The 24,391-nt window shown below is 24.5% G+C and carries 25 protein-coding genes and 1 tRNA gene; 13 read left to right on the top strand and 13 right to left on the bottom strand.

Annotated features, from left to right (window positions below; translation table 11 throughout):
• The first annotated feature begins 1 nt into the window (after position 1).
• The 4 genes from AMYT_RS08340 to AMYT_RS08325 are packed head-to-tail and all read left to right on the top strand — an operon-like array spanning position 2 to position 7,076.
• Positions 2–3,166 carry a TolC family protein gene (locus AMYT_RS08340; RefSeq protein ID WP_114842092.1) on the top strand — a complete coding sequence of 1,055 codons (3,165 nt, stop codon included), beginning with the start codon at positions 2–4 and terminating at the stop codon, positions 3,164–3,166.
• Positions 3,163–5,358, top strand: a complete 2,196-nt coding sequence (locus tag AMYT_RS08335; protein WP_114842091.1) for an EAL domain-containing protein — start codon at positions 3,163–3,165, stop codon at positions 5,356–5,358. The genes AMYT_RS08340 and AMYT_RS08335 overlap by 4 nt, the downstream gene beginning before the upstream one ends.
• A 10-nt stretch (positions 5,359–5,368) precedes the next feature.
• On the top strand, positions 5,369–6,124 hold the full coding sequence (locus tag AMYT_RS08330; protein ID WP_129085767.1) for a hypothetical protein: 756 nt from the start codon (positions 5,369–5,371) through the stop codon (positions 6,122–6,124).
• A gap of 13 nt (positions 6,125–6,137) precedes the next feature.
• Entirely contained in the window at positions 6,138–7,076 is a 939-nt protein-coding gene (locus AMYT_RS08325; RefSeq protein ID WP_114842089.1) for an SEL1-like repeat protein, read from the top strand.
• Between the two features lie 5 nt (positions 7,077–7,081).
• Here the strand turns inward: AMYT_RS08325 and AMYT_RS08320 are convergent, their stop codons facing one another.
• Positions 7,082–7,360 (bottom strand): hypothetical protein, encoded by a 279-nt coding sequence (locus tag AMYT_RS08320; RefSeq protein ID WP_114842088.1) that lies wholly within the window; start codon positions 7,358–7,360, stop codon positions 7,082–7,084.
• 127 nt (positions 7,361–7,487) lie between these two features.
• On the opposite strand from AMYT_RS08320, the gene AMYT_RS08315 reads away from it, so the two are divergent.
• The 6 genes from AMYT_RS08315 to AMYT_RS08290 all read left to right on the top strand — a co-directional run bounded on the left by AMYT_RS08315 (position 7,488) and on the right by AMYT_RS08290 (position 10,755).
• Complete coding sequence (locus AMYT_RS08315; RefSeq protein WP_114842087.1) at positions 7,488–7,706, top strand: DUF1104 domain-containing protein; 219 nt, start codon at positions 7,488–7,490, stop codon at positions 7,704–7,706.
• A 3-nt stretch (positions 7,707–7,709) separates the two neighbouring features.
• Positions 7,710–8,372, top strand: coding sequence for a response regulator transcription factor (locus AMYT_RS08310; RefSeq protein ID WP_114842086.1), 663 nt, complete (start codon positions 7,710–7,712; stop codon positions 8,370–8,372).
• A complete protein-coding gene (locus AMYT_RS08305; RefSeq protein ID WP_114842085.1) occupies positions 8,332–9,528 on the top strand; it encodes a sensor histidine kinase in 1,197 nt (398 codons plus the stop codon). The genes AMYT_RS08310 and AMYT_RS08305 overlap by 41 nt, the downstream gene beginning before the upstream one ends.
• The gene (locus AMYT_RS08300) at positions 9,516–9,845 is read left to right on the top strand and encodes a hypothetical protein (RefSeq protein ID WP_114842084.1); all 330 of its coding nucleotides are present in this window, start codon (positions 9,516–9,518) and stop codon (positions 9,843–9,845) included. Before AMYT_RS08305 ends, AMYT_RS08300 begins: the two co-directional genes overlap by 13 nt.
• 69 nt (positions 9,846–9,914) lie before the next feature.
• Positions 9,915–10,220: a c-type cytochrome gene (locus AMYT_RS08295; RefSeq protein WP_114842083.1), complete on the top strand. Its 306-nt coding sequence runs from the start codon at positions 9,915–9,917 to the stop codon at positions 10,218–10,220.
• A gap of 31 nt (positions 10,221–10,251) precedes the next feature.
• Positions 10,252–10,755, top strand: a complete 504-nt coding sequence (locus AMYT_RS08290) for a glycine zipper 2TM domain-containing protein (protein ID WP_114842082.1) — start codon at positions 10,252–10,254, stop codon at positions 10,753–10,755.
• A 24-nt stretch (positions 10,756–10,779) separates the two neighbouring features.
• On the opposite strand, the gene AMYT_RS08285 is transcribed toward AMYT_RS08290, so the two are convergent.
• The 7 genes from AMYT_RS08285 to AMYT_RS14965 all read right to left on the bottom strand — a co-directional run bounded on the left by AMYT_RS08285 (position 10,780) and on the right by AMYT_RS14965 (position 16,468).
• A complete protein-coding gene (locus tag AMYT_RS08285) occupies positions 10,780–11,607 on the bottom strand; it encodes a flagellin (RefSeq protein WP_114842081.1) in 828 nt (275 codons plus the stop codon).
• 76 nt (positions 11,608–11,683) lie between these two features.
• The gene (locus AMYT_RS08280; RefSeq protein WP_114842080.1) at positions 11,684–12,553 is read right to left on the bottom strand and encodes a TPR end-of-group domain-containing protein; all 870 of its coding nucleotides are present in this window, start codon (positions 12,551–12,553) and stop codon (positions 11,684–11,686) included.
• A gap of 2 nt (positions 12,554–12,555) precedes the next feature.
• The gene (locus AMYT_RS08275; RefSeq protein WP_228197850.1) at positions 12,556–13,908 is read right to left on the bottom strand and encodes an aspartate kinase; all 1,353 of its coding nucleotides are present in this window, start codon (positions 13,906–13,908) and stop codon (positions 12,556–12,558) included.
• Between the two features lie 31 nt (positions 13,909–13,939).
• Positions 13,940–14,332 carry an ectoine synthase gene (locus tag AMYT_RS08270; protein WP_114842078.1) on the bottom strand — a complete coding sequence of 131 codons (393 nt, stop codon included), beginning with the start codon at positions 14,330–14,332 and terminating at the stop codon, positions 13,940–13,942.
• Positions 14,332–15,612: a diaminobutyrate--2-oxoglutarate transaminase gene (gene ectB / locus AMYT_RS08265; RefSeq protein ID WP_114842077.1), complete on the bottom strand. Its 1,281-nt coding sequence runs from the start codon at positions 15,610–15,612 to the stop codon at positions 14,332–14,334. Before ectB ends, AMYT_RS08270 begins: the two co-directional genes overlap by 1 nt.
• Positions 15,609–16,106 carry a diaminobutyrate acetyltransferase gene (gene ectA / locus AMYT_RS08260; RefSeq protein WP_114842076.1) on the bottom strand — a complete coding sequence of 166 codons (498 nt, stop codon included), beginning with the start codon at positions 16,104–16,106 and terminating at the stop codon, positions 15,609–15,611. Before ectA ends, ectB begins: the two co-directional genes overlap by 4 nt.
• A 191-nt stretch (positions 16,107–16,297) precedes the next feature.
• The gene (locus tag AMYT_RS14965; protein WP_162919490.1) at positions 16,298–16,468 is read right to left on the bottom strand and encodes a hypothetical protein; all 171 of its coding nucleotides are present in this window, start codon (positions 16,466–16,468) and stop codon (positions 16,298–16,300) included.
• A 148-nt stretch (positions 16,469–16,616) separates the two neighbouring features.
• On the opposite strand from AMYT_RS14965, the gene AMYT_RS08255 reads away from it, so the two are divergent.
• Both AMYT_RS08255 and cptA read left to right on the top strand, forming a co-directional pair.
• Positions 16,617–18,173, top strand: coding sequence for a choice-of-anchor I family protein (locus AMYT_RS08255; protein ID WP_114842075.1), 1,557 nt, complete (start codon positions 16,617–16,619; stop codon positions 18,171–18,173).
• Between the two features lie 121 nt (positions 18,174–18,294).
• The gene (gene cptA, locus AMYT_RS08250; RefSeq protein WP_114842074.1) at positions 18,295–20,004 is read left to right on the top strand and encodes a phosphoethanolamine transferase CptA; all 1,710 of its coding nucleotides are present in this window, start codon (positions 18,295–18,297) and stop codon (positions 20,002–20,004) included.
• A 17-nt stretch (positions 20,005–20,021) separates the two neighbouring features.
• Here cptA and AMYT_RS08245 read toward each other — a convergent pair whose 3' ends face one another.
• Both AMYT_RS08245 and AMYT_RS08240 read right to left on the bottom strand, forming a co-directional pair.
• On the bottom strand, positions 20,022–20,975 hold the full coding sequence (locus AMYT_RS08245) for a hypothetical protein (RefSeq protein ID WP_114842073.1): 954 nt from the start codon (positions 20,973–20,975) through the stop codon (positions 20,022–20,024).
• Between the two features lie 105 nt (positions 20,976–21,080).
• On the bottom strand, positions 21,081–21,416 hold the full coding sequence (locus AMYT_RS08240; protein ID WP_114842072.1) for a hypothetical protein: 336 nt from the start codon (positions 21,414–21,416) through the stop codon (positions 21,081–21,083).
• A gap of 743 nt (positions 21,417–22,159) precedes the next feature.
• Between AMYT_RS08240 and AMYT_RS08235 the strand changes: the two genes are divergently transcribed.
• A complete protein-coding gene (locus tag AMYT_RS08235) occupies positions 22,160–22,489 on the top strand; it encodes a YnfA family protein (protein ID WP_114842071.1) in 330 nt (109 codons plus the stop codon).
• A 604-nt stretch (positions 22,490–23,093) separates the two neighbouring features.
• Here AMYT_RS08235 and AMYT_RS08230 read toward each other — a convergent pair.
• From AMYT_RS08230 to AMYT_RS08220, 3 genes are all read right to left on the bottom strand, one after another.
• Positions 23,094–23,178: transfer RNA gene (locus AMYT_RS08230), tRNA-Leu, on the bottom strand.
• A 207-nt stretch (positions 23,179–23,385) separates the two neighbouring features.
• Positions 23,386–23,661 (bottom strand): HU family DNA-binding protein, encoded by a 276-nt coding sequence (locus AMYT_RS08225; protein WP_114842070.1) that lies wholly within the window; start codon positions 23,659–23,661, stop codon positions 23,386–23,388.
• Between the two features lie 120 nt (positions 23,662–23,781).
• Positions 23,782–24,360 carry a class II aldolase and adducin N-terminal domain-containing protein gene (locus tag AMYT_RS08220; protein ID WP_114842069.1) on the bottom strand — a complete coding sequence of 193 codons (579 nt, stop codon included), beginning with the start codon at positions 24,358–24,360 and terminating at the stop codon, positions 23,782–23,784.
• Between the last annotated feature and the right edge of the window lie 31 nt (positions 24,361–24,391).

Below are 24,391 nucleotides of genomic sequence, written 5' to 3'. Positions count from 1 at the left end.
GATGAAAAAAAATTTAATACCATATTTAACAATCTCTTTAGTATTTACTTTTTCTTTAAATGCTCAAGAAATTGATAATACTGTTGATAATCTTAAAGAGAACTCTATAAAATTATTAAATGAAAAATCAATAAATAAAGTTTATTCAGATTTAGAAGTAAAAGGGATGATAAGAACTACTACAAAAAAGCTTGATGTTAGTAATTATGTTTCTGCTTCTGAAATCTCTTTTGATAAGTATCAAAAAGTATCTTTAAAAGATGTGGTTTTAGAAACATTATCTTATAGTGATTTAGTAAAGTCTTCAAGAGAAAAAGTAATTCAATCTCAACTTAAATTAGATGATGCAATTGCTGATTATTTTCCAACATTAAACTTAGAATACTCATATGCAAAAACTAGACACTATCCTGGAGACAATAAGCAAAGATATAAGTTTTATAATGATAGAAGTTATAGGCTTGTAATGTCTCAAAATTTATATTCAGGTGGAGCAACTCATACTTTTATTGAAAGTTTAAGACAAAGTTTATTAGTTGAAAGAAATAAATATAAAATTGCAGTACAAGAAGAATTAACAAAGGCAATAAAAGCATATTTTGGAGTGGTTTTTTCTAAAAAAGCTGTTGAAGTAAATGATAGAAATATGAAGCAGCTTCAAAAAATCTTGGATATTGTAACAATAAAATATGACAATGGTGCTAGTTCAATTGGTGATTTGACTTCTATAAAAGCAAGTGTTGCAAATGCACAAACAAAACTTATTAAGGATAAATCAAAGCTTAACGAAGCTTTAAGATATTATGAATATGTAGTGGGACAAAAGTTTTCTAAAACTCTTCCTTTTGAAAGGGATTTTGATATTAAACTAGCACAATTTGATATTTTATATGAAAGAGCAGTAAAACAAAATCCAAATTTAAAAAACTATTATTTTAATATAGAAGCAGAAAAACATAAAGTTAGAAATGCAAAAACAAGTTTTAGCCCTAGAGTTGATCTTGAACTATCTTATGAGGATGTTATGGATCAAGAGGATTATGAAGGTCCTGAAAATGATTTTGTAGGAAAAATTAAACTATCATATAATATTTTTAATGGTGGAAAAGATAGAAATAAAGTTTTAAAAAGTTATAGTGTATTAAGAGATTTAAAATTTAGATTAAATGAAGAGACTAAAAAATTAAAGTGGAATCTATCAAAACTACATACTTCAATTAATAGTGTAAACCAAGCTTTAAAAACTACAAAAAGTGAAGTAGTTTCTTCAAAAGAAGCAGTTGATGCTTATTGGGAAGCTTTTAAATTAGGTGAGCAAGACTTAAATGTATTATTACAAGGGCAAAGACAACTAAATAGTGCTGAACTTGAACTTTTAAAATTTCAAAATAGCAATATTGAAGATTATTTTTTAGTATTAAGTTTTACAGGAGATTTATTATCATTTTTTGATATAGACCCTGAAAGTGATAAATTTATAGATTTTTCAAATAGCTCTTATAATACAAATCTTTATAATGATAGTGAAGAAAAAACTATTTTAGATGAAGTAAAACAAGAAAGTGTAAAAGTTGAAAAGGTAGTTGAAGTTAAACCTTCAATAGATGAAAATATAAATAACTTTATCTCTATGTTTTTACAAACAAAACAAGAATATTATATTTTAAATATTTCTTCTTTTGATAATGTGTATAAAGCCTTTGATTTTATAAAAGAGCAAAAAATTGATAAAGAATCTTTTGCTTATGATAAAGTAGAAAAATATGAAATTAAAACAAATGTAGCCTATAAAATCTTTGAAAATGAGTTAGATGCAACAACTGAAATGCAAAAACTAAAAGATTTAGGAATTAAACAAAATATTGAAATTAAAAAAGTAAAAGAAGTAAAAGAGTTATATGCTAAATATTTAGAAGGTTTAAAAATTGAAGTTGAACCTCCTAAAACAAAAGTTAAAATAATTGAAAAAATACAAGTTATTAAACCTATAAATGAGTTTAAAACAAATGAAGAATTTAAAGAAAAATTCTTAAATGCACCAAGTGATAAATTTACAATTAATGTGGCAACATTCCCATCTCTTAAAATTGCAGGTGAATTTGTAGAAAAAGAGGGGATTTATAATAACTCTTTTGTATTTAAATATGTTGAAGGTAAAGAGTTAGTAAAAGTAATGTATGGTGTTTTTGATACTTATGAACAAGCTAGCCAAGCTTTAGATTTATTAGATGAGATTAAAAAGACTTATTTCCCAATAATAGAAAAAATTGATTCAAAACAAAAACTATATAAACAAAATTCTCAAAATTTAAATGAAGATAATAAAAATAAAGTTGAATATGAATTAGTTACAAAAACAAAAACAATTATAGAAAAAACTAAAGATGAAAAAACTTCTAAAGAAGCATTAAAACAAGAGGTAATTAAAGAAAACAATAAACAAGAAAGTTTAAAAAAATCTTCTTTAGAACCTCTACAAGAGCAAATCTCTCAAAATAAAAGTTCTTTAAAGCAAGAATTTTTAGAAGCTTCAAGAGATGCTTATTCTATTAATTTAGCAACTTTGCCTTCTTTACAAAAAGCAATAGAGTTTGTAAAAGATTATAATATTGAAAAAGATACTTTTGTATTTACTTTTGGAAAAGAGAATTTTGCAAAAGTTATGTATAAAGTTTTAAATACATACCAAGAAGGTTTAGAAGCAATAAATACTCTTCCTAAGGCTTTAAAAAACAACTCTCCATATGTGGAAAAAATATATAGAAAACAAGATTTATATTATAAATACCATAAACAAGAAAAGTTAAAAGAACAAGAAGTACTTAAAACTGAAGAAAAAGCACCCTTTGAAAAAGAGAATTTGATAAATAATATAAAAGAAGAACCATTGGTTCAAAAAACAACTTTTAAAGATTTTAAAGAACAATTTTACAATGATTTTGAAGGTAAATATACTATTTTAATAGGAAGTGTAAGTAAAGATTTATTGCAAGAGTATCTAACAAAACTATCTTTAAGAGATAATTTATATGTAACGCTTGAAAATAAAGATAAAGTAGAGATTTATTATGGAGTTTTTGATACTCAAGAAGAAGCTTTAAATAGTAGTAAAAACTTTTCTGGGATAGATGAAACATCTATAAAACTTCTTGGAGAAGTTAGATGAAAAGAATAAAAGAAAAACTAATCAATAAAGACTCTTATATTTTATTAAAAAATATAGTTATTTTAACTATTGTGTTTTTAGGATTATTTTTCTTTACTTTTTATACTTTTTTTGTGGATTTTAAAGATGAGTTAATAAAAGATTCAAAAAAAGCTTATTTTTTAAAAATAGAAAATTTTGATAATAAAATTAAACCATTAATTTTAAATCATGATATTTTAGCTTTAAATAAACAGCTTGATGAACTTTTAAAAACAAATGATTTTCAAGAAATTACTATTGAGTTAAATCAACTAATTTTTAATAAAAATGCACTTATTTTAAATACTCCAAATTTTAGTGATGAAAAGGCAAATATTAGTGATGTTGTAGTTGATATAAAATATGGAGAAATTAGAAAAATCGATAATTATTATGAACTTATACCTTCTTCTAATTTAGATAAAACACAATATTTAAATATTAGGTATCAAGCTTTTGTAGAAGATGAAGTTAAAAATCTTTTTGCAAGATTTGATTTTAAAAATATAAATAAAAAACAAAAAACATTAAAAAATAAAATAGAGTTTCCTTTTTGGTTTTCTTATATTTTTGATACAACATTTAAACCTGAAGTTAAAGAGATTTATCTAAATAAGATAAAAATAGCAACTATTTCTTATATATTAGAGCCTTATAATATTAAATATGAAGTATATACTTTAGTTAAAAAACTATTTTTTTATGCTTTTATTATGTTTTTCCCTATAATTCTTATTTTCAACTATTACAATAGATTTGTATTTAAAAAGTATGTAACAAAACCTTTACATAAGTTAAATAAAATATTAGATGATATTTTAGAAAATAAATTTCATAAAATAAAACAAAAAGATTTTGATGGAGTGCAGGAGGTAACTGCTTTAATTTCTAAAATTAGTACAATATCAAATAAATTAGCTTCAAGTGTAAATGAGTTAAATATTAGTAAAGAGACTATTGAAAGAAAGATGTCTACTGATACATTAACAGGATTAGAAAATCAAAAGATTTTTGAACTTGATATAAAAGGTATGTTTGTCTCTTCTATTTCAGGTTATGTATTAATAGTTAAAATACCATCTTTAGTTGAATTTACAAAATTAAATGGAAGTTCTTATACTGATACTTTTATTGAAAACTTTGTAACTATTATTAAAAATATAATTTATAGATTTAGTAAAGTTGATATTACAATGTATAGATTTTATGGTTCAGAATTTGCAATAATTGCAAAAAGACATGATAGTGTTAAAATAGAAGAGATATGTAAAGCAATAGTAAATACTATTGTAAAAGAGTTATCTTCAAAATATAAACTTCCAGAAAATATAATTAATATTGGTGCAACACCTTTTGATTTATATGGAACTTTAAATTCTATTATGAATTCAGTAAATGAAGCTTATAATATTGCTAAAAATAACCAACCAAATAGTTTTTATTTAATTACTGAAAAACAAATTGAGCATAATTATGCTACTTTAGAAAAAATAGTTTCAACTACAATACATGATGCTAATTTTGATGTTGATTATGCTTCAAATAGTTATACTTTTGGAGATAATAAACTTGTAATGCAAGAAGTTTCACCTCTTTTATATGATAATAATCAACAAAAACTTCCTATTGGTTCTTTTGTTTCAATTGCAGAAAAAATCAATGAAATAGTAAATTTTGATAAATTAGTAATTACAAAGGTAATTGAGTATTTAAAATATTCAAAAGCTACACATGAAATTGCTATAAATTTAGCCGTTGATACAATAGCAAATAAAGAGTTTAATAAATGGTTAGAAAAAATACTAAATGAAAATGAAAACTTAAAAAGAAAGATAGTTTTTAGTATTACTTCTTATACAGCTTCTCACCATAAACATAAGTTTAAAAAGTTTGTTAAGCATGTGAAAGAGTTAGGAGCTAAAGTATTACTAAAAAGATATAATACAAATGATTATCCATTAGAAGAGTTGGAAAATTTAAATCTTGATTATTTAAGAATTGATAAAGATTATACTACAAATGTTGCAAATGATAAAGTTAAAAAACATAAAGTTAAAAATATTTTAATATTTGCTCAATTAAATGATATGGAGATTTTAACTGAAGGTGTTAAAGCAGATAATGATTATGCATTATTGGAAAGATTGGGTATTTATGCTACAAGTAGATAAGGGAAAATTTATGTATAGAGTTTTATTAGTTGTTTTTATTCTTTTTTTTACAGGTTGTTCATACAAAGTAGATCAAACACCTAAAGAAGATTACTCAAATGCTTCAATAGTTGAAACTACACAAAGAGTTTATGAAGATATAACAAAAGATGCTTTATTAGAAGCTATGAAGAAAGTTTTTATTCTAGCTTCAAAAGATAAGTATTTAATAAACTCTTATAGAAATCATTTACATATTGAAAAAATTAATTATGATTATATGTTTATATCTTCTAATATTTCTGTTGAAAATTGGCTTTTAGAAGTTGAAGAGAAAGATAAAAAATCTTATGCTAAATTATCTATTTATGAAACAGATAAATTTGATGAAACTAAAAAAAGATTTGTAGATAATTCTTTACATAACTTAATTTGGGATAGAATAGATTATTTACTAGGTTTAAAAAAAGATTGGGTATGGTGTAGAGGTTATATTTGTTCTACTTTTGATTTTAAAAAAACAACACCTACAAAAGAAGACATTATTAAAGATATAACAATTACTCAAAGAGAAGAAAAACTAAAAGCTTTAGAGGCTTTAGAAAATAGTGATGAAAAGAAAAAAGAGCAATTGTTAAAAGAGTATGGCTCACTAATAGAATTTGATGAAGAAAAAGAAATAGAAAAAAAAGAAGACCCTGAATCAATTGCAATTAAAAATGAATTTGAAGAAGATTTAAAAAACAAGACTACAGATTTAAAAAAGTTTGAAGAAGTGATTAAATAAGTAAGGAGTAAATATGAAAACTATTTTTTTTATTTTATTTTTATTTACTTTTTTAACTGCTGCTTCTTTTGAAGAGGCTGCTAAAAATCTGCAAGAAAAAAAATATCTAATTGCTTATGAACAATTTAGCTCTTTAGCTTTACAAGATGATGCAAAGGCTCAATTTAATTTAGGAATGATGAATTATAAAGGGTTAGGTGTACCTATTAATAAACAACTAGCTTTTCATTGGTATATGCAAGCTTCAAAAAATGGTAATTTTCAAGCTCAAAATAATTTAGCACAATTATATTTTTTAGGTGAAGTAGTAAAAAAAGATATGCAACAGGCTATTTTTTGGTTTACAAAAAGTGCCCAATCTGGTTATGCTTTAGCTCAATTAAATCTAGCAATGCTTTATGAAAGAAAAAATACAAAAGAGAATTTAGCAAAAGCTTTTTATTGGTATGAAAAAGCTGCAAATGCTGGAGTAATTTTTGCTCAAAATAATTTAGGGAAGCTCTACTATTTTGGTCAGGGTGTAAAAAAAGATTTACAAAAAGCCTTCTTTTGGTTTGAAAAAGCAGCAAATGCAGGAAATGCTTTAGCTCAAATAAACCTAGGAATGATGTATTATAGTGGAGAATTTGTAGATAAAAATTATGAAAAAGCAGCTTTCTGGATTGAACAAAGTGCAAAAGCTGGGAATAAAACGGCAATTATTAAAATTGCTGATTTATATAGAAAAGATACAAAAATACAACAAAATTATGAAAAAGCTTTTTATTGGTATGAAATTGCTGCTACAAAATATGAAAATCTAAAATCTATGTATTATTTAGGTTATTTTTATTTTAATGGATATGGGGTAAAAGAAGATAAACAAAAAGCTGTTTATTGGATGAAATTGGCTGCTTTAAAAGGACACAAAAGAGCACAAAACTTTTTAAAAATCAATGAAATAAATGACTAAGTATTTTACTTAGCCATCTTTTTGCAAACTTCTGTTTTCATCTCTTCATTAAAAGTACAATTTAAACCACAAATATAATCACCTTCTAAACCTAAACTTTTTAATTTATTTAATGAGGCTTCTTTACATTCATTTAAAGTAGCATAAACACCACTTTTCATACTTCTTTTTGTATTTTCTTTATCTGGATAAATAAAAGAAGTCCATTCTTCTTTTACATTTTGATTAAAGCATCCAGAAAATAGAAAAATTGTACTAGTTGCTACTAAAGCCAGTTTTAACATTTTTCTTCCCTTTTTATTTATTAGGGAAATTTTAATATAAAGGTATTAAATTTAGCCTTTTGTTTTACGATTCTTCTACATTTTTTATGGTATTATTACTTTTTAAAACAAATAATAAAGATGGGAAATGTTTAGATTTTTTATATTAACTTTAATGATTTTTACTTTTGCTTTTTCAAAAACAAATTTTTCTGAAATGAGTAATCAAGAACTTATTGCAATTATGGGATATGTAAAATCAAATGAAAAAAAAGCTTTTGAAAAGGAATTACAAAGTAGAGTTTCTACAATGAATGATAAAGAAAAAAAAGCTTATATAAAAAATCTTCCTAAATTACAAAGATAATTTATGCAAAGAAAAATACTTTTACTTGAAGATGATATAACATTAAGCGATACAATAGCTGAATATTTGCAAGATGCTGATTTTGAAGTAATTTGTGCTTATGATGGGGAAGAAGCAATAGAAAAAGTTTATGAAAATAGATTTGATTTATTGTTGCTTGATGTTAATGTTCCTTTATTAAATGGTTTTAAAGTTTTAAAACAAATAAGAGAAAATCAAAAAACTCCAGCTATTTTTATAACTTCTTTAAACTCTATGCAGTCTTTAGAAGAGGGATTTGATAGTGGCTGTGATGATTATATTAGAAAACCTTTTGTTTTAAAAGAGTTATTACTTAGAGTAAATACAATTTTAAAAAGAGAATACTCTTCAAAAGAAGAGATTATAAAAATAGATGAAAACTTAAGTTTTAATATGAAATCTCATACTCTTATTAAAAATGGTGAAGTTCAAAACTTACATAATAAAGAGTTAAAGTTATTAAAACTATTTTTATTAAATCCCAATGAGTTATTAGTACATGAAAGAATATATGATCATGTTTGGGAATATGATGAAGATATAAGTGATACTTCACTTAGAACATATATTAAAAATCTTAGAAAAATATTAGGAAAAGAAAAAATTGTTAGCCTTAAAAAATTGGGATATAGATTTAATTCGTAGTGAAAAAAGAACTCTTTTAGGCTTCTTTTCTTTATATATGATTTTATGTTTAATAATTCTTTGTTTTTTTACTTTTATTTATTATAGTTTTCAAAAAGACTTGTTACTTCAAGAAAAAAGAACTGAACTTCAAAACTACACTAGTGATTTTACTTTAAGATTAAAAGATTTACATATAAATTTTGATAAATATAAATACTATCCAAGAGATGAAAGGTATAATTCTGCTATTTTTGATAGTGATAAAAAAAATATTTTTTCAACACTTAAATCAAAAGAAGTAGATTTAAAAAAAGTAATATATTTAACCAATGATGATAAAATTCATTTTATTACTCAACCTGAATCTTATTATCTTGGAACAAAATATGTGGTTATAGAGATTTCACAAAGTAGAAATTGGATAGAAGAATTATCAGATTTCCTTTTTTATTTTAATGGTTCTATTTTTATAATTATGCTTATAATTGGATACTTTTTATTAAATATTTTAATAAAACCAATGAAAGATGCCTTATATTTACTTGATAGATTTATAAAAGATACTACACATGAGTTAAACACACCTGTTTCAACTATAGTTTCAAATATTGAGATGATAAATAAAGATACTTTAGATGAAAAATTAAAAAAGAAAATAAATAGGATTGATATTGGTGCAAAAACTATTTCTAATATATATGATGATTTAACTTATCTTACTTTAAATAATAAAATAGTTTCTCAAAATACTAATCTTGATTTATCATATATTTTAAAGCAAAGATTGGAGTATTTTAAAACTTTAGCTGATGTTAAAAAAATAGTTTTTATAAAAGATATAGATGATAATATTTCTATTTTTATTGATGAAAAAAAGATTTCAAAACTAATTGATAATCTTTTATCAAATGCTATTAAATACAATAAAATTGAAGGTTTTATAAAAATTACTTTAAAAAAGAACTCTTTAATTATTGAAGATAGTGGAAAAGGTATGACAAAAGAAGAATTAGAAAACCTTTTTATTAGATATAAAAGATTTGATAAAACTGTAGGTGGCTTTGGAATAGGGCTAAATATTGTATCTATGATTGCAAAAGAGTATAATTTAAAAGTTATATTTTCTTCTAATGTAAATAAAGGAACAAAGGTAGAAATAAAATGGCAAGATTAATTATACTTTTTTTAATAACACTAAGTTTTTTAAAAGCAGATATTTATGAAGAAAATTGTGTAACTTGCCATAAGCAATTACCTGTTTCAATTGATAAATTTTTTTATAGATATCTTTTAAAATATAGTAGTGAAAAGGCTGTAAAGTTTGCTTTATTTGAATATTTAAAAGAACCTTCAAAAGAAACTACGGTTATGCCAGAAGCATTTATTCTTAGATTTGATATTAAAAAACCTACAACTTTAGATGATAAACAATTAAAACAAGCCCTTGATATATATTGGGATAAATATAAAGTATTTGGTAAATTAAAATAAAATTTTTCTCTTCACAATCAATTCACAATTAAAATTTATACTTCTTCTATAAAAATTAAGGAGTATAAAATGACTACTACAAAAAAAATCTTAATTTCAATGGCACTGTTTGCAAGTAGTGTACTTTTTGCAAGTGATGGGGCAACATTATATAAATCTTGTGCAACATGTCATGGTGCAAATGGTGAAAAAGCTGCTTTAGGTAAAAGTGAGATTATTAAAGGCTGGGATAGCAAAAAAATTCAAGAGTCTTTAAGTGGATATAAAACAGGAACTTATGGAAAAGCTATGAAAGGTGTGATGAAAGGACAAGTTGCAAGACTTTCTGATGAAGATATAAAAGTATTAGGTGATTATATCGCCTCTTTTAAGTAGGAATTCTCCTACTTTTTAAAAAGGATATATTATGAAAAAGTTATTGATTTTAATTTCAACTTTTATAAGTTTTTCTTTTGCACAATCTCAAGAAAATTTAGAGTTTGTTAGGGTTTCTTATTCTGAACCAATTTATGAATATGTAACTATTAAAAGACCTATTCAAGAGTGCTATGAAGAAGAGTACCATGAAAGAGTAGGTTCTTCAAATAACTCAATAGGTCTAGATACAATTATTGGTGCAACAGCTGGGGTTGTAATAGGTAATCAAATAGGAAATGGTAATGGAAGAACAGCTGCTAAAATTGTAGGTGGACTTTTAGGTGGTAAAATAGCAAATGAGCTAAGAGGTTCTACAAATGATTCTTATGAAACAAAATATAGAACTAGATGTGTAACTAAATATGAAGATAAAAAGAGAAAAAAAGTTATTAAAGCATATAAAAATTACTTTACTTATGATGGAGTAGAGTATGCTAAAGTTACTAATGAACCTTTAAAAAGAGTAAAAATTACTAAAACAATAACTTTTTAATAACACTTGAATTTTCAAGTGTTATTAAGTAAGAAGTCTTAAAACGGTTTGTTGGGTAATATTAAATTGAGATTGAGTATATGTGCCAACTTGAGATAAAACATTTTGTTTATTAAAATTACTAATCTCTTGAGCAATATTTGCTCCGCTTATTTCAGTTTGTGCTGACCTAGTTTGAATCTCTTGTGTTATTAAGTTTCTTCCTGAACTAGCCAATTGATTTTGCGTTGAACCTAAATCACTTCTATAATCATTTAAAGTATTAATAGCCTTATCTACTTTTGATAAATAATCTTTTGCATCAGAGGCAGTAAAACTTGCTGAATCTTTAGTAATTAAGTCATTTAATCCAACTCCAATAGAGTTTGCTTGTATAGAAGTAGTATCTATTGTATTTGAACTTTCTGTACCTATTTGATAGGATTGTGAAGTTGTTGCATTTTGATTTGTTTTGGAAGCTTGTAATAAAGACTCTCCATTATAGCTTGTACTACTTGCAATTGCATCAAAACCTTTCATTAGTTTTTGAATATCTTTAAAAAGAGCATCTCTGCCTTCTTGTGAAGTAGTAGCAGTTGAAGCTTGAAGAAGTTTTTCTTTTACAGTATCTAAAATATTAGATTGTTCACTTATAGCTTTATCAGCAATTTGAGTTGAAGCAATAGCACTATTGGCATTTTCAATTGCTTGCACATAGCCATTTGACTGTGTTCTTAAAGTATCAGCAATTGATAAAGCTGAAGCATTATCCGCAGCTTTATTAATTGCTAATCCTGTTGAAACTCTTTCAAGAGCTTTTGAAGGATCTACATAAGGACTTTGATACGGTTGTACATTATTATTTATTTGCATAACCACTCCTTTTGTCATATAATAACAATTCTAGTCCAAAAATAATTAAATAAAAATTAAGTATAGGAATTAGATTTTAAGAATCTTGTTTATATTTTTTTATTAAATTTGAAAATTTACTAATTTTTTTTAGGCTATTAAACTCTTCGTCATTTTCTATTTCTTCAATATATTGTTCATTTAATTTTAAAGCTTCTTCTAAATCATTCATTGCAAAATCATTATAACCTAAAAAAAGTTGAGCTTTTGCTCTTTGAAAAAAGGCATTTGCATATTTATCATCAATCTCTAATGCCTGATTTGTAAGGTGTAAAGCCCAATTTGCTTCATTTAAATTAAGGGCTGCTTCTGCTTTATAAGTTAAAGCTTCCACATCATTTGCTCTTAAATTTAATATATCATCAAAAATCTCTATTTTCCCACTTGCTGTTGTCTCTTGTGAAGCTCTTATCCATAAAGACTGAATGGTATTTGTTTTTTCAATCTCTTTTTGATTTTGCAGAACTTGTTTGGATCTTTTATCTAAATCTTTTTCAATTAGGCTCATTCTTTGTTCATAATCATCAATAAGTTTTGAAACTTTTTCATCAACTATATTTTTGATTTTTTGATTTACATCTCTTATTGAGTTTAATCCTATAATTACTAAAAGTGAACTAGCCGCTGCTATAATATAAAAAATATTATTTATAGTTGAAGTTGCATAATTTATTGCATTTGTAGAAATTTCTACTTCTTTTTTTGCTAAAGTTTGATAAAGTTCAACTTTTAACTCTTTATTCTCTTGTCTTAATTGCTTTAAATCATTTAAAATATAGTTTTCTACAAAAGGTGTATAAAGGGGTTTCTCAAGTTTTTTTATTTTTTTTTCTACTAAAGAATCAGTAGGTTTATCTAAAGAAAAAACAAATAAAGGCACTAATAATAGTAGTATAAATCGAATCATTTTTAACCTTTGTTTTCTAATAAATTATTGTATAAAGTTTTTAAAGCAATATCTGCAATATTTTGTGATACTCCAATATGAAAAGAGATTTTAGAAGGACTCATATCAAACATTTCAAAAGATATATTATTTTGTTTTAAAGCATATAAAGCATCTACAATTGTAAAACTATCTTCTTTTAAGCCAATTCCAACTAAAGTAATAATTGCTAAAGAGTAAGTTATTATAATATTATCAGGTTTTAATCTTTTATCAATTTCTCTTCTTAAATTATTAATTTTTCCTTTTAAATCATCTTGTTCAACCAATATTGCTAAATCATCTTTATCAGTAGGGTAGTGATGGGTATTGATATTAAACTCTTCAAAGATTTTAAGCAATTCTGCTGTAAAGCCTACTTCTTCCCCTAACATATCTTTTTGAATATGAATTGAAGCCATATTATCCAATTTTGCAATACCTACAAGTTTTTCTACTGGAACTCTTTCACTTAATATTAAAGTTCCTTCATTTGAGGGATTATTTGTATTTCTAACTCTAATTGGGATTTTACTTTTTTTGCAATTTAACATTGCGTTAAAATGAAATACATTAAAACCTTTTGAACTTAAAAGTCTTAACTCTTTAAAAGTTAATCTTGGAATAACTTCTGCTTGGGGTATTATTCTTGGATCTACTTCATAAACTCCATTTGTATCTGTCCAATTCTCATATATTTGTGCATCTAAAGCGTAAGCTAATTCTCCACCTGTTAAATCAGAACCACCTCTACTCATAACAGCAATTTCATTTTCATTTGTTATTCCATAAAAGCCTGGAACAATCACTCTTTGTTCCTCTTCTAAGATAAAATGATTTTTAATATTTTCATAAGTTTTTTCTTGTACTTTTCCATTTGTATAACAAGAAGATAAAAGAAAACCAAACTCTTCAGGTAACATAAGTTTTATTTTAAAACCTAGTTTTTTCATATATAAATAGATAAGTTTTGCATTATAATGCTCTCCCCTAGAAAGAAAAAAGGCTTCTTTTTTTTCTTTATCTAAAGAACAATTTGTTAATTGTTCTTTTAAAGGCTCTATTATTTTGCTTTTATCAATTTGCAAATCTTCACAAAGTTTAGTATATTTATTTATTATGGCATTATAGCTTTCTTTTGAACTTATTTCTAAGTGAGTACCATCTTTTGAGATATTTAAAAGATGGTCAGTGATTTTTTCATTATATTTTTCATCTCGTCCAGGTGCAGATACAACAATGACTTTTCTATTTTTATCATCTTTTAATATTTCTATTACTTTTTTTATTTGTATGGAGTTCTTGACTGAACTTCCACCAAATTTACATACTTTCATATTTTTCCTTCTATTCATTCCTATAATTAATTTAGTTTTCTAATGGATAAACTCCATTTTCATCATGATTTTCAGTTCCTTTAATAGGAGGATTAAAAACACAAATAAGTCTCATATCTTCACTTCCTCCATATAAATTATGTTCATCATGGTTATTTAAAGCATACATAACTCCATTATATATTTCATAAACTTTCCCTGTTCTTAAGTCTTCTATTTTTCCATTACCTTCCACACAATAAACTGCTTCTAAATGGTTTTTATAGTGTATATGAGTTTTAGTATTTGCTTTTATTATAGTTTCATGAAAAGAAAATCCCATTTTGTCATCTTTTAAAAGCATTCTTCTACTTATCCATTGTCCTTCTTTTGCAAAAACTTCTTTTGATGTGCCAATAATTTGTTTTATATCTCTTACTATCATTAAAATTCCTCTTTTAATTTTTGTTTTTTTTCTTTAAATAATCTATCAACTGCTTTTTCAAATCTTGAAAGACCTTCTTTTAATAATTCTTCATCTATTACTAATGGAGGTAAAAACTTAACAACTTGACTATCACTTCCACAAGTCTCGATTATTAATTTTTCTTCAAAACAATATGAAGAGAGTTCGCTAGCTATTGATTTATCATTTTTAACTTCAAATCCATAAGCTAAACCTCTTCCTCTTATTTTAATTTCATATTCATTTTTATATTTTTGTGCAATTTTTTCTAGAAATTGTTTTAAAATTTTTTCTTTATATTTAACTGCATTTGATAAATCTTCATTTTGCCAATAGTTTTCCAAAGAGACTTTAGAGGCTACAAAAGCTAGATTATTACCCCTAAATGTTCCTGTGTGTTCTCCTGGTTTCCATTGATCTAAATCAGGTTTAAAAAGTAATAAAGCCATAGGTAAACCTCCACCAATAGATTTTGAAAGAGTTACCATATCTGGATTTATTCCTGCAAATTCAAAAGAAAAAAACTCTCCACTTCTTCCATTTCCTACTTGAATATCATCAATAATAAGTAAAATATCAAACTCTCTACAAATAGCTTCTAACTCTTGTAACCACTTTTTAGAAGCTACATTAATTCCACCTTCCCCTTGAATAGTCTCTAAAATTACAGCTGCTGGTAAATCCATACCACTACTTCCATCTTCTAGGAATTTTCTAAAATATTTTAAAGTATTCATATCTTCAAAATATCCATCAAATGGCATAAATGTTGCATTTATTCTACTAATATAACTTTCATCTCTATATTCATTATTTCCTGTTACTGCAAGAGAACCTTGTGATAGACCATGATAACCATTTGTAAAAGCAACAATATTGCTTCTTCCTTTTACTAATCTTGCTAATTTTAAGGCAGTTTCAACTGCATTTGTTCCTGTTGGGCCTGTAAATTGAAGTTTATATTCTAAATTCCTAGGTTTTAAAATTAGTGAGTCAAAAGTTTGCATAAACTCTTTTTTTGCTGTTGTTGCCATATCTAAACCATGAATAATTCCATCATTTTGTATATATTCAACTAATGCCTTACTTATTTGTTCATTATTATGCCCATAGTTCAATGTTCCTGCACCTGCAAAAAAATCAATATATTCAACTCCTTGCTCATCGGTCAATTTTGCACCTTTAGCTTTATTAAAAATAGTTGGAAAACTTCTAATATAACCTCTTACTTCTGATTCTAAATTTTCAAATATTCTCATTTTTTTCCTTTTTTAAATGGGCCTATTTCATATAGTACCTCTTGTTCATGTCCATTATTAAAATCATCTTTATCAAATAAAATACTTTTTTTTATTGTTGTGTTTAAGTCACTTGCAAATTTTTCAAAGAATTTTTGCGAAGGTATATTACTAGGAGAAATTGTAGTATGGATATACTCCACTTCTTGTAAGTTATCTCTTTGAAGTATTTCTAAAAGTAGTTTTTTTGCAAGACCTTCTCCTCTTGCTATTTCATCAACTGCCACTTGCCAAATAAAAAGTGTATCTTTTTTATTGGGAACTAAATAACCAGATATAAATCCTATAGCCTTATTTTCCATAAGGGCTACACTACAAGTATCTTTAAAATATGTTGTTTGAAGAAGATACAGATATTCAGAATTTATATCTAGCGGTTTGCATCTATTGACTAGCTTAAATATCTCTTTTGCATGCTTTTTGGTGGGTTGTTCTATGTTGATTTGTTTATTCATATTACTCCTTTTATTAATAAATAAATGTCATTAAATTACATATATTATGTAAAATATTTACATTTATTATGTAAATTTATAACATATTAAACTTAGATAAAAATAAAAAAATAATACAAAATGTATAAAAGAGTAATTTAAAAAAAAGATTTTAAGATAATAAAAAAGAGTAGAAGAAAGTTTGTTAGTAGTTATTTTGAAGGGTTTTCATTTATAGTAACACTATAATTTTTATATTTAGGTAGTGTTCTAAATTCTTCAATTTGTTTTTTTGTAAGGTCTAGATATTTCATACATTTTCCATCCCATACTATACAAGGGTATGTTTTCTTTTTAAATATTGAAAGTAGTTTTTTTAACATATATTTCCTTTTAATATAAAAGTTTATCAAAATTTTTTTTAAAAATATTATTTGATAAACAAGAATTATATTTTGTTTCCAAATTGTAATCTTTTTTACTTATAATTTAATAACTACTTTTATTATTAAAAATCAAAAAGGAGAATAGATGTATAAAGTAAGTTTGGTTATTGGGGTATTAGTTTTAACTTTATTTTTTAATGGTTGTGCAAAGCAGCAAGTAAATAATACAAATTTAATTACAGTTGAACAAATTGCTAAATATAAAACCAATAAAAAAAGTGCAACAGAAATTGTTGCTTTTGATGAAAAAACTAATAGGATATTTTCAACAAATGATGCAGATAATACTTTAGATATTATTCAAGTTATATATGATGAAAAAACAAAAAAAGCTAAATTGCAGCTTTTATCTTCAATTGATTTATCAAAATTTGGAGCAAGTGTACAAAGTGTTGCAGTAAAAAATAGTAAAGTAGCTGCGGCTATTGGCTCTACTAATAAAATAAAAAAGAAAGGAAAAGTAGTTGTTTTTAATACAAATGCAGAACTTTTATCTCAAACTATAGTAGGATATTTACCTGATATGGTAACTTTTAATGAAGATGGTACAAAAATTTTGGTTGCAAATGAAGCAGAACCTGATGCAACTTTTGGTAAATATAAAGATGTTGAAGGAAGTATAGGCATAATAACTTTAAGTAATACTGATAAAGAAGATAATTCAAAAGGATATAAAGAAGTTACTTTTTCAAATGCAAATTTATTAAAATCAAAAGATAATACAAAAGTAAGATTAGGAAAAAGCAATGATAAAAGCTTAGATTTAGAGCCTGAATATATAACAGTAAGTGAAAATTATGCTTATATAACACTTCAAGAAAATAATGCCTTAGCAAAAGTAGATATTAATAAAGCTACTTTAGAGTTTGTAAAATCTTTTGGGCTAAAAGATTATACTTTAAAAAGTAAAATAGATATTGAAGAAGAGGGCAAGATTTTACTTAAAAACTATAAAGGTTTATATGGATTATATATGCCAGATTCAATAGCTTCTTATAAAGTAAATAATAAAACTTATTTAGTTACTGCAAATGAAGGTGATGGAAGAACATACTGTTCAAAGAAAGATATAAACTGTAAAAATCCAATCTTTACTGATGAAGAAAAAATTAGCAAATTAAAATTGGATTCTTCTTTAATTTCTACATATCAAAATGAAAATGATTTAAAAGTTCTAACTGATATGGGAGATATTGATTTTGATGGTGATTATGATAGATTATATGCTTTTGGTACAAGAAGTTTCTCAATTTGGGATTCAAATGGCGATTTAATTTGGGATAGTTTAGATGAACTTTCTATATTAACAGCAAATTATATGCCTACTTTGTTTAATCAGGATAAAGGGAAAATGGATAAAAGAAGTGGCAATAAAGGCATTGAACCAGAAGCTTTAACAGTAGGAAAAATAGATGAAAAAATATATGCTTTTATTGGTCTAGAAAGACAAAATGCAATTATTGTTTATAATATTACAAATCCATATAAACCAAGTTTTGTAAAATATATTATTTCAAATAGTGAGGATTTATCTCCTGAGGGTATGACTTTTATATCAAAAGAAAATAGCCCTACAAAAAATGCTTTATTATTGGTTGCTTTTGAAGGTAGTGGTTCTATTGTAATGTATGAGATAAAATAAGAAAGTTAAAAAAACTTTCTTATTTTTTTATTCACTTTTCATTCACTATTTATTCATTTTGTATTCATCTTAAAAGATTATTATTCTTTCTGAAATTTAATAATCAGTAAAGGTGCGTACCATGAAATTTAATCAAGAAAATTGGATTAATATAGGTAAATATTTTCTTTTATTCTTCTATTTTTCAGCAGTTTATCAAAGTTTATGTTTTATTTTTGATATTTCGGGATTTATAGGTTTAAGAGAAGCTTTTTATATGAATTTTCTATGGTTAATCCCAATCTTGATATTTCAGAAGTATTCTAAACAAATCGCAGCAGCCATTGGTGTATTTTTATGGCTAGCTTCGCTACCAAGTTTATGTTATTTCTTATTATATAATCAAGAATTTTCACAAAGTGTAATATATATTATATTTGAATCAAATATTGTTGAAGGAACAGAGTTTTTTAAGACTTATTTTGTTTGGTGGCTTATACCTGCAATAGTTATTTATTCTATTATTCCATACTATTTTTGGAAAAGTTTAAAAAATATAAATATTCATATAAATAAAACTTTAATTTTAATTCCTTTAAGTCTTTTAATAGTTACGAAAACTTTTGCAAAGTTATATATAGTTGGAGACACTTCTATGCAAAGAGCAGTAATTAAACAGATAGATAAAATGCAAGCTGCAACTCCTTGGAATCTAGTTTTAGGATATATAGCTTATAAAGAGGTATTAGCAAATATGGAAGAATTACTTACACAAAATAGTAATTTGCCACCTGTTGAAAATTTAAAAAATCTTTCAATAGAAGAAGAAAATACTTTAGTTTTAGTTATTGGTGAATCTACAAATAGAAATAGAATGAGTTTATATGGTTATAAAAGAGATACTACTCCAAGACTTAATAGTATAAAAGATGAATTAGTAGTATTTAAAAATGTATATTCTCCAAGACCTTATACAATAGAAGTCTTACAACAAGCCTTAACTTTTGCCGATGAAAAAAATCCAGATTTATATTTAACAAAAGTAAATTTGTTAAATATTATGAAACAAGCTGGGTATAAAACTTATTGGATAACAAACCAACAAACACAAACTCAAAGAAATACAATGCTTACAACTTTTTCAAAAATAGCGGATGAGCAAATTTATTTAAATAATAATAGAAGACAAAATAGTTCTTCTTATGATGAAGTAGTTTTAGAACCTTTTAATAAGGTTTTAAATGATACTTTAACAAAAAAGAAATTTATAGTTGTACATCTTTTGGGAACTCATTCACGATATGATTATAGGTATCCTGAGAATTTTGCAAAATTTGATGGCTTAAAAGTTTCACCTTTATTAAATGAAAAACAAACAAATAGTTATAATAGTTATGATAATGCAGTTTATTATAATGATTATGTGGTATCAAATTTAATTAGTTCTGTAAAAGCTTTAAATACTTCAGCTTCTTTATTATATCTGTCAGATCACGGTGAAGAAGTTTTTGATGAAGTAAATCTTGAAAAAATGGGTAGAAATGAAGGTGCCCCAACAAGTGCTATGTACTCTGTACCTTTTATAATATATGGAAATAAAAAATGGCAAGAGAGTAATAATATATCTAAATTAAAAACTTATACAAATAGACTTTACTCTTCTTCAAATCTTCTTTATACTTTTTCAGACTTTGCAAAATTGGATTTTAAAGATTTAGATTTATCAAAAAGTATTATAAGTGAGAGTTTTGAACAAAAACCTGTTTTTATTGGAGACCCATATAATAAAGCAAAATTAAGAGATTTAGTAAAAACTCCTTTTGAAACAAAAACTATAAAAATTGGAGCTTAATTAGGTAAAATACCTAATTAAGCATTTGTATATTTAATATATTTATTTTCTTTATCAAAATAGATTTTATAAAGATTTAAAAACTTTTTTAAAGCCAAATTTATTAAATCTAAAATATCAACTATTAAAATTGAACTAAAGCTATCAAGAAAAATTAAATCTCCATTTATATATCTATAAATATAAATCTTTGCATCAGTATTTGAATTATCATGTAATACTAAAGAATATTCAGGCATAAGTTTTGTATCTTTTATTAACTTTTTAATCATTTTAAAATCAAAAACTTTTCCTTCATCAAAACTAGGAATTAAATATAAATTTTTTTCAATAAAATCAAATTTCTTACCACTAAATTCTTCTACTAAATAGTAGTTTTTCAAAAATGAAATATTATGTGTTTCAAAACTTCCATCAATTAATTCAATATCTATTCTTTTAGTATTATCAAGTATTTCTACAATTTCACTATCTTGAATATTATTTTGTATATTAAGTTCTTCTTGAGTATTTTCTTCTATTATGTTTACTAATAGATTTTTAGAATTTACAAACTCTTCAAGTTTTCTACAAAAGTTTATATAAGATATGACACTATTATTATCATTTTTAACAATTTTTAAAGAGCCTTCATTTAATAAAAAATTATAGATTTTTTTTGAATCATTAAAGTTTTCATTTAAAATTAGTTGTAAAATAATATGCTTTGAATTTATAAAAACTTTATTTATATTATGTTCTTCATAGCTTTTTTTAAAGTATTTTAATAAAAAATTTCTATAAGTAAATACAGAGATTTCAATATTTAAATCATTTTTTATCATTAAAGTCTGTTCTTTTAAACTGCTGTTTGATTGAAGATAAGATAGAATTTTATTTGAATTTGAAAGCAAAATTCTATCTTTAGTTTTTAAAAAACTTATCTCTTCAGAACTTAAAAAAGCACTTAAATCAAATATCTCATTTTTCATCTATAATCCTAAAATATAAAAATAAATTATTTTTCAACAAAATATTACAAAATTTTAACAAAATAAAACAAAAAAATATATAAATTGTTTGTAATAGTATAGATTTTATTTATTATCATATTTAATTCCATATTTCTCATACCAAGTATAAGTAAAAAATATCTCTATATTTTCTTCTTTATCTAAAGAGTGTAAGAACTCATCATTAGGATATTTTTCTAATAACTCTCTATGAACTTTACATACAAATTTATCATGCTTTCTTATATAATCAGGTATTGGCAAATATGGCTCTAAATTGTTAATTCCTTTTTTGTTAAACTCATCTATTTCCTCTTGTGTAAAAAAATCAATAGGAGTAAATGTTTCTTTATTTCCAGTTCTTTTCTTTTTGCTTTTCATCTCTTTTTGAAATTCTTTATAATCATATACTTGTCTCATTTTAAATCCTTTACTTTTTTAATTATCTAATTCATTAGCATATTACTGTAATATATTTTACTAATTGGTTTGATATTTATAATTTGAGATTTAAATATATATTAATAATTTAGACTATTTTATTAGTTTTAGGCTGTATTCAAGGAAGAATTACTTCAAGATATAACAATTAAAAATACAATAGTTGAACTTGCTTTAAATGGATTATTAGATGAAAATAAAGTAGAACAAATAAGTAGCAAAAAGTCTAAATTGTATTTTTAAAAGCATAATTTTAAAAATAAATAATTATAATATAGTTGTCATCTTGACAAATACTAAAAAATGATATAATTATAGAAATTACAAATATAATATTTGAGAAAATATTAATTAATAATATATCAAAAAAAGAATTTTCTAAATATTCTAGAATTTCTTATGATACAGTTATAGGATAAAATAAGAGAAAAGGTTAAAATCAGTATTTTTGAGTACTAATTATACGATTAATGATATTATTGATAGTATAAAGGAAAAAAACAAAAAAGATGAAAAGAATAGAAAAAAATCTTCCTTTTACTATGCAAAGACAGATATTAGGTAAATTAAATGCATTATAGGAGACTGTTCAGAGTTTTATATCAAAAGCCTAATTCTAATGATATGATACAACTTCTAGACTTTTTATTTATTAAACTTGGAGAGTATCAAATGTTAAAAAATATATTTTTAAAAGTAATACTATATAGGTATGAATAATTATGTTTAATAATTTAGTAATCTTCTTTTTATCAGCATTTTTTGAAATATTTGGATGCTTTTCATTTTGGCTATATTTTAGACTTGATAAAACTTTTTGGTGGATTCCAATTGGTATTATTTCATTAGTTCTATTCTCATATTTATTAACAAGAATTGATGTAGAAAATGCTGGAAGAGTTTATGCTATTTATGGAGGTATTTATATTTTATCTTCTTTGCTATGGCTTATATTAATAGAAAAAGAAAGTTTTAACAAATGGGATATTGTAGGTTCATTTTTGGCATTGGCTGGTGCATTTATAATATTTATTGGAAATAGAAGTAATTGAAGCTATTAAAAATATTTAATTATTTGATTTTTTATTCAAAGTTTTATAGTCTTATAACCTAACCAAAAATATTCTCATTATATTTTGAAGAAAGTTCAACTTCTTTTGCATAATATTTAAATTAAGCTACTGCATTACTTACTTCTTCAATAATCTTTTTATACTATGTTTTATTCCTAACTTTTTAAGATATTCTTTTGTTGGGGTTTTACCTTCATTTAAATATGTAGTACCATATTCTCCCCCTAAAAGTTAAATCATATGCAAGAGCAAACTTCCAATTATTATCATAATCTAAAAGATAAGAGAAGTTTTTTGCATGCTCATCTCCTATTGTGAGTAAAAAGATTAAATAATTGCCTACTATATTGGGGTAATTCATTCAAATCAAATAAGATATTTAAGTATTAAATCAAAAGAAGAGAAAGAGTTACAGGTATTAATAGATTTTATAAAAAAACAAAAAATCACACTTGAACAAGAATTTTTAAGTAGGTCACTTAATTAGGTGATTTACTTAAAATATAATTTTTTAATTCTTAATAAGTTTTATATTATATAGAAAGAAAAAATATTCAATATTTATATAATTCTAACTTGAAAGTGGTACCGCTGGCCGGACTCGAACCGGCAAGCTGTGAGGCGGTTGATTTTGAATCAACTGAGTTTACCAATTTCTCCACAGCGGCACAAAATGTAAAGTGATACCTAAAAATGATACCCATATATTTTAAAAATCCTATCAAATGCCTATTTTATAAGTTCTCTAATAAAATCTAACCTTAGATTTTGGATTTGGCGTGTTTAGCAGTTTCACCACACGGGCAATAAAATTTTAAACAAAAAAAAACCCATCCAAAAAAGGACGGGTATTTTAAAACTTAAAAGCTTAGTAATTACTTAGCTACAGCTTCTTTTAAAGCTTTACCAACTTTAAATTTAGCAACAGTAGTAGCTGGTACTGTAACAGTTTTATCAGTTCCTGGAACTTTAGCTGTTCTTTCAGCTCTTTGAGAAGTAGTAAATGTTCCAAATCCGATGAAACTAACAGAATCTCTTTTTACTAAAGTTTCTGTAATTGTATCTAATACTGCATCAACAGCGTTTTTTGCATCTTTTTTAGATAAACCAGCTTTTGCAGCTACTGCATCGATAAATTCAGCCTTGTTCATAGAAGAACTCCTTGTATAAATTAAAATGTTATCAAACTTTATAGTATTTAACCTTTAACTTAGCTAAAAGTATGCCTATTTGGGGCTTCTAAGTGCTTTTTTTTAGGAAAATTTAAAAAACTACCTATATGAAGACCTAATACTTAATAATCTGCAGCTATTTTCTAATATCGCAACTCTTTTAACTAAAAGGTTAATATCTCTATCATAAACATACATTCCAACTCCCTTTATTATCATTACATGAGAGTTTGTTTCTTTTAAATATTTTGTAATTTCTAAGGCATTTCTATCATACCAAGTATTAAAATCCCCTGGATCAATAACCGGTACTTCTCCAAACATAGTTTTACCAAAGTAATCATCTAAAACTATTTTATTATGGTCTAAAGTATATGCAGTTGTATAAATTGGAACACCAAATGCAATATATTTTGCTTCATGAATATTATTATATATAGTTGCATGAATATGAGATTCTATACTTGCAATTTTCCATCTATAATCTTGTTTTGTTGTGCTTAATTGACAAAAAGATTTTTCACTCATTTCATCAAAAATGGCATCAGAAGTATTTATAATAAAAGAGTTATGATCAACTTTTGCAGAAATGGCTCCATGATAAATACCAAAAAAGTTTTTTCTAAACATTGTTAGAGATAAATCACTTAGTAACTTAACTATATTTTTATCTATCATTTTAAAATGCCTTAAATTAAATTTTAGGTAT

The organism is Malaciobacter mytili LMG 24559 (genome assembly GCF_003346775.1).
In the GTDB taxonomy this organism is placed as follows: Bacteria; Campylobacterota; Campylobacteria; order Campylobacterales; family Arcobacteraceae; genus Malaciobacter; species Malaciobacter mytili.
Note: the sequence above shows the minus strand (reverse complement) of the source record. Positions and strands in the feature narration are given on the sequence as shown.

What these genes read in the sequence shown, in the direction of transcription:
- AMYT_RS08340 (WP_114842092.1), top strand. Translation starts at nt 2, where the DNA reads ATGAAAAAAAATTTAATACCATATTTAACAATCTCTTTAGTATTTACT.
- AMYT_RS08335 (WP_114842091.1), top strand. Translation starts at nt 3,163, where the DNA reads ATGAAAAGAATAAAAGAAAAACTAATCAATAAAGACTCTTATATTTTA.
- AMYT_RS08330 (WP_129085767.1), top strand. Translation starts at nt 5,369, where the DNA reads ATGTATAGAGTTTTATTAGTTGTTTTTATTCTTTTTTTTACAGGTTGT.
- AMYT_RS08325 (WP_114842089.1), top strand. Translation starts at nt 6,138, where the DNA reads ATGAAAACTATTTTTTTTATTTTATTTTTATTTACTTTTTTAACTGCT.
- AMYT_RS08320 (WP_114842088.1), bottom strand. Translation starts at nt 7,360, where the DNA reads ATGTTAAAACTGGCTTTAGTAGCAACTAGTACAATTTTTCTATTTTCT.
- AMYT_RS08315 (WP_114842087.1), top strand. Translation starts at nt 7,488, where the DNA reads ATGTTTAGATTTTTTATATTAACTTTAATGATTTTTACTTTTGCTTTT.
- AMYT_RS08310 (WP_114842086.1), top strand. Translation starts at nt 7,710, where the DNA reads ATGCAAAGAAAAATACTTTTACTTGAAGATGATATAACATTAAGCGAT.
- AMYT_RS08300 (WP_114842084.1), top strand. Translation starts at nt 9,516, where the DNA reads ATGGCAAGATTAATTATACTTTTTTTAATAACACTAAGTTTTTTAAAA.
- AMYT_RS08295 (WP_114842083.1), top strand. Translation starts at nt 9,915, where the DNA reads ATGACTACTACAAAAAAAATCTTAATTTCAATGGCACTGTTTGCAAGT.
- AMYT_RS08290 (WP_114842082.1), top strand. Translation starts at nt 10,252, where the DNA reads ATGAAAAAGTTATTGATTTTAATTTCAACTTTTATAAGTTTTTCTTTT.
- AMYT_RS08285 (WP_114842081.1), bottom strand. Translation starts at nt 11,607, where the DNA reads ATGCAAATAAATAATAATGTACAACCGTATCAAAGTCCTTATGTAGAT.
- AMYT_RS08280 (WP_114842080.1), bottom strand. Translation starts at nt 12,553, where the DNA reads ATGATTCGATTTATACTACTATTATTAGTGCCTTTATTTGTTTTTTCT.
- AMYT_RS08275 (WP_228197850.1), bottom strand. Translation starts at nt 13,908, where the DNA reads ATGAAAGTATGTAAATTTGGTGGAAGTTCAGTCAAGAACTCCATACAA.
- AMYT_RS08270 (WP_114842078.1), bottom strand. Translation starts at nt 14,332, where the DNA reads ATGATAGTAAGAGATATAAAACAAATTATTGGCACATCAAAAGAAGTT.
- ectB (WP_114842077.1), bottom strand. Translation starts at nt 15,612, where the DNA reads ATGAGAATATTTGAAAATTTAGAATCAGAAGTAAGAGGTTATATTAGA.
- ectA (WP_114842076.1), bottom strand. Translation starts at nt 16,106, where the DNA reads ATGAATAAACAAATCAACATAGAACAACCCACCAAAAAGCATGCAAAA.
- AMYT_RS14965 (WP_162919490.1), bottom strand. Translation starts at nt 16,468, where the DNA reads ATGTTAAAAAAACTACTTTCAATATTTAAAAAGAAAACATACCCTTGT.
- AMYT_RS08255 (WP_114842075.1), top strand. Translation starts at nt 16,617, where the DNA reads ATGTATAAAGTAAGTTTGGTTATTGGGGTATTAGTTTTAACTTTATTT.
- cptA (WP_114842074.1), top strand. Translation starts at nt 18,295, where the DNA reads ATGAAATTTAATCAAGAAAATTGGATTAATATAGGTAAATATTTTCTT.
- AMYT_RS08245 (WP_114842073.1), bottom strand. Translation starts at nt 20,975, where the DNA reads ATGAAAAATGAGATATTTGATTTAAGTGCTTTTTTAAGTTCTGAAGAG.
- AMYT_RS08240 (WP_114842072.1), bottom strand. Translation starts at nt 21,416, where the DNA reads ATGAGACAAGTATATGATTATAAAGAATTTCAAAAAGAGATGAAAAGC.
- AMYT_RS08235 (WP_114842071.1), top strand. Translation starts at nt 22,160, where the DNA reads ATGTTTAATAATTTAGTAATCTTCTTTTTATCAGCATTTTTTGAAATA.
- AMYT_RS08225 (WP_114842070.1), bottom strand. Translation starts at nt 23,661, where the DNA reads ATGAACAAGGCTGAATTTATCGATGCAGTAGCTGCAAAAGCTGGTTTA.
- AMYT_RS08220 (WP_114842069.1), bottom strand. Translation starts at nt 24,360, where the DNA reads ATGATAGATAAAAATATAGTTAAGTTACTAAGTGATTTATCTCTAACA.